This is a genomic window from Prevotella sp. MGM2, assembly GCF_002933955.1.
Classification (GTDB): Bacteria; Bacteroidota; Bacteroidia; order Bacteroidales; family Bacteroidaceae; genus Alloprevotella.
In genome coordinates, this window is record NZ_BEWW01000275.1 from 1 (window position 1) to 3,997 (window position 3,997).

Genomic DNA, 3,997 nt, shown 5'->3' on the forward strand with positions numbered 1-3,997 from the left:
CAGGTATCAGTTATTTTTCAGGTAGGTTGGAAGCACTGTAAATGCCGCTTCGGGAATAGACGGACATATATCAGAAGACGGCGCGGCTGACGGCGGAAAAGCTTTTGAATGTCTCTCAGGATAATAGACTGGCGTTGAAGTTGGCGGTTTTTATTCGTCCCGTTGGCGGAAAATGCGTATTTTTGTGTTTGCTATGCACCAACGGACGGACAATTACACTTATCTCACTCAGGCTCCTGTGCGGCGCGTTATTCTTACGATGGGTGCCCCCACTATAGTGAGCATGCTTGTGACGAGCCTTTACAATATGGCCGACACCTATTTTGTGGGCAAAATCAATACACAGGCAACTGCCGCTGTGGGCGTGACGTTTGCGGCCATGTCGGTTGTTCAGGCTGTGGCGTTCCTTTTCGGCCACGGATCGGGTAACTATATAGCGCAGCAGCTTGGGGCACGTCATCGCGAAAATGCCGCGCGCATGGCGGCCACGGGCTTCGGTCTGAGCATTATGGCCGGGGTGTTGATAGCCATGGCCGGACTCCTCTTCCTCACCCCCCTTTCCCTTTTGCTCGGCTCTACGGCCACCATTCTGCCTTACACGGAACGTTATCTCGGCATCGTGCTGCTGGGGGTTCCTTTCATGACCGGTTCTTTGACACTCAACAACCAGATGCGCTTTCAGGGCAATGCCGCACGGGCTATGCTGGGCGTTCTGTCGGGGGCGTTGCTCAATATCGCTTTGGCACCGCTGTTTATTTTCTCCTTCGAATGGGGCATTACGGGCGCCGCAGTGGCTACAGTGGTCAGCCAGGCCTGCGGTTTTGGTATTCTTTACCGCATGAGCCGTACTGACGGTAACATCCGCGTCAGGTTGGCTGACTTTTCTCCCTCGTGGCAACTCTTGAGGGAAATATTCATGGGCGGCATGCCTTCGCTCCTGCGGCAGGGACTGGCCTGCACGGCCGTCATAGTGCTCAACGTAGCTGCAGGGGCTTACGGCGATGCGGCCATTGCAGGTATGTCCATCGTAGGGCGCATATCTTTCTTTATCTATGCCGTAATCATCGGTTTGGGCCAAGGCTTTCAGCCACTTTGCGGCTTCTGTTACGGCGCACGGCTTTACGGCCGCGTTCGTGAAGGATTTGCCTTCTGTGTGAAGGCCGGTACGGCGTTTCTCGTGGTGTGCGCCGTTGTCTGCGGTTTTTTGGCCGAAGACATTGTGACCCTCTTCCGCCACGATCCCGAAGTAGTGGCCGTAGGCGCCGTGGCTTTCCGCTTCCAACTGATAGCTTATCCGTTGCTGGCTTTTGTAGGCGTGTCCAACCAAATGTTGCAGACGATGCGCCTTTCCGGCCGAGCCAATCTGGTGGCTGCCGCCCGCTCCGGCTTATTCTTTATTCCTCTGGCGCTCACTCTGCCGGAATTTTTCGGACTGCTCGGAGTGGAACTCATTCAGGCCGTGTCGGATGTTTGCGCTTTTATCTTGACACTGCCTATCGTAACGCTCACCTTTCGCAGAATGGAAGAGAAAGCCTGAGGCGGTATGTCATCGCCTGTTTTAGGAATGCCGGAAACAGCAGGACTTTTCGGCTGCCGAGAGTCGTTCGCCATAACGGGACGGAAATACCGGGAGTGCCAACAGAAAGTAATCCTCCCGTTGGCACGCTTCAAATCAGAGAAAATTTAATTAGTACAGAATCTGTTGTAATTGTATTGGAAACTTTAATGACAGCTCCTTATTCTTCTGTGCTTTCTTTTGTTCCTTTTTGTCGTAGTTTCAGCATTTTTTGTGGCGGCCTTGTTCTTTTTGTCCTTATGACACCGACTTTTACCCTTAATCGGGAACTTTTCACCCTATTTTTTCAAAACCGTAGGCGGCACGGCCTGCCAGCTGTTCCTCAATCCGTATAAGCCGGTTGTATTTCGCCATGCGATCGGTACGGCTCAGTGAGCCTGTCTTTATTTGTCCGGAGTTGGTGGCTACGGCAATGTCGGCAATGGTTGTATCTTCCGTTTCGCCGGAACGATGGCTTGTTACGGTGCTATAGCCGTGGCGGTGGGCCATCTCTATGGCTTCAAGCGTTTCGGTGAGCGTTCCTATCTGGTTCACTTTAATGAGGATGGCATTGCCCGCTCCGAGTTGTATGCCTTTCTTGAGGAATTTGGTGTTTGTTACGAACAGATCGTCGCCTACCAGCTGGCATCGGTCGCCGATGGCGCGTGTGAGTTTTGCCCAGCCTTCCCAGTCGTTTTCGTCAAGACCGTCTTCGATGGAGTCGATGGGATATTTTGTTATCAGTTCTTCCAGATAGTTTATTTGCTCGTCGGCACTGAGTTTCCGGCCGGCGGGATCTTTGGGAAGTCCGTTTTTCAGGCGGCTGTAGTCGTAGAAAAACTGTCCTTCCTCCTTTACAGAAAATTCCGAAGCTGCGCAGTCCATGGCTATGCGGATGTCGTCGCCCGGACGGTAGTCTGCTTTTTTAATGGCTTGTACGATGCTGTCGAGCGCATCTTCTATTCCGTTGAGTTTCGGAGCGAATCCTCCTTCATCGCCTACTGCGGTGGAGAGTCCGCGTTTTTTGAGCAGTTCCTTCAGGGCGTGAAAAACCTCGGCTCCCATGCGGATGGCCTCACGCTCGCCGGCAGCTCCCACGGGGCGTATCATAAATTCCTGAAAGGCGATGGGCGCATCGGAATGTGCTCCGCCGTTGATGATATTCATCATCGGAACGGGCATTACATACGTGTTTGCGCCACCCAGATACCGGTAAAGCGGTATGCCGAGGCTTTTGGCTGCCGTGTGTGCCGCTGCCAGCGAGACACCCAGTATGGCATTGGCTCCTAGTTTTGATTTTGCCGATGTGCCGTCGAGTTCCAGCATGGCACGGTCTATGCCGCGTTGGTCAAGAACGGACATACCCCTTAGCACCGGTGCGATAAGGTTGTTGACGTTACCGACAGCTTTGAGCACACCTTTTCCGCCGTAGCGTTTCTTGTTGCCGTCGCGCAGTTCGAGAGCTTCGTGTTCGCCGGTCGATGCGCCTGACGGTACGGAAGCACGGCCCGTCACGCCGAGATCGGTTGTCATTTCCACCTCTACGGTAGGATTGCCGCGTGAATCGAGGATTTCTCTGGCATGGATATTTTCAATTTTCATAATCAGTTGTTTTATTTTTATGCAGATGAACAGTCTTTGTGCTGGTCGTATGCACAAAGGTAGACTTAAAGCCCGATGTTTCCAAATCCATTCATATATAAAACATTAACGTTGTGTTTTTTTATCTTACGTCTATATTTGTTGTCATTCGGGAAAGGTAGAGGGAGGAATCATAGTGTGAAGTCAGAATCGTTTGTTACCTTTGTAGGTTTAAAACCCTTATGAAATGAAATATCTCATCTTATCCGACATTCACGGCTCTCGTCCGGCGCTTGAGAGCGTGCTCCGTTTTTATGACGAAGGCCGTTATGACATGCTTTTGCTTTTGGGCGACGTTCTCAATTACGGTCCTCGCAACGGGTTGCCCGAGGGACTTGACGCACCGGGAGTGGTAGAGTTGCTGGCGCCCCGAGCCGCAGATATTGTAGCCGTACGCGGCAATTGTGACAGTGAGGTGGACCAGATGCTGCTGCCTTTTCCCATGATGGCAGACTATGTCTTACTGTGTGACAGTTGCCGGCGCATTTTCCTGACGCACGGACATATATATAATGAGCAGAATCTGCCGCCGGCCCCTGCAGTTGATGTATTCCTTTACGGACATACGCATTTGTGGACGTTGCGCCCTGCCGGCAACGGAAGACCTGCGGTGTGTAACTGTGGCTCTCCTACCTTTCCTAAAGGTGGTAATGTTCCCACTTTCGCCACTCTCGACGACGGCCGTTTGCGTGTCCGCCGTTTCCCCGACGGTCAGATACTGGCCGAGGAATCTGTTTTTTTAAGCTGTCCTCTATTTTAACACAATTTGCTTTCCGCCGGAACATTTCTTTTCTTTGTACC

Annotated in this window: 3 protein-coding genes; 2 read left to right on the forward strand and 1 reads right to left on the reverse strand. The window is 52.1% G+C overall.

Features of this window, described 5'->3' with window-relative positions:
- The first annotated feature begins 193 nt into the window (after positions 1 to 193).
- Positions 194 to 1,537: an MATE family efflux transporter gene (locus C5S62_RS07090; protein ID WP_104404689.1), complete on the forward strand. Its 1,344-nt coding sequence runs from the start codon at positions 194 to 196 to the stop codon at positions 1,535 to 1,537.
- A 312-nt stretch (positions 1,538 to 1,849) separates the two neighbouring features.
- On the opposite strand, the gene eno is transcribed toward C5S62_RS07090, so the two are convergent.
- On the reverse strand, positions 1,850 to 3,157 hold the full coding sequence (gene eno / locus C5S62_RS07095; RefSeq protein WP_104404690.1) for a phosphopyruvate hydratase: 1,308 nt from the start codon (positions 3,155 to 3,157) through the stop codon (positions 1,850 to 1,852).
- 226 nt (positions 3,158 to 3,383) lie between these two features.
- Here eno and yfcE point away from each other — a divergent pair, with 226 nt between their 5' ends.
- Positions 3,384 to 3,956, forward strand: coding sequence for a phosphodiesterase (gene yfcE, locus C5S62_RS07100; protein ID WP_104404691.1), 573 nt, complete (start codon positions 3,384 to 3,386; stop codon positions 3,954 to 3,956).
- The last annotated feature ends 41 nt before the right edge of the window (positions 3,957 to 3,997 follow it).

Coding starts and splice junctions, on each gene's coding strand:
- C5S62_RS07090 (WP_104404689.1), top strand. CDS start 194: ATGCACCAACGGACGGACAATTACACTTATCTCACTCAGGCTCCTGTG.
- eno (WP_104404690.1), bottom strand. CDS start 3,157: ATGAAAATTGAAAATATCCATGCCAGAGAAATCCTCGATTCACGCGGC.
- yfcE (WP_104404691.1), top strand. CDS start 3,384: ATGAAATATCTCATCTTATCCGACATTCACGGCTCTCGTCCGGCGCTT.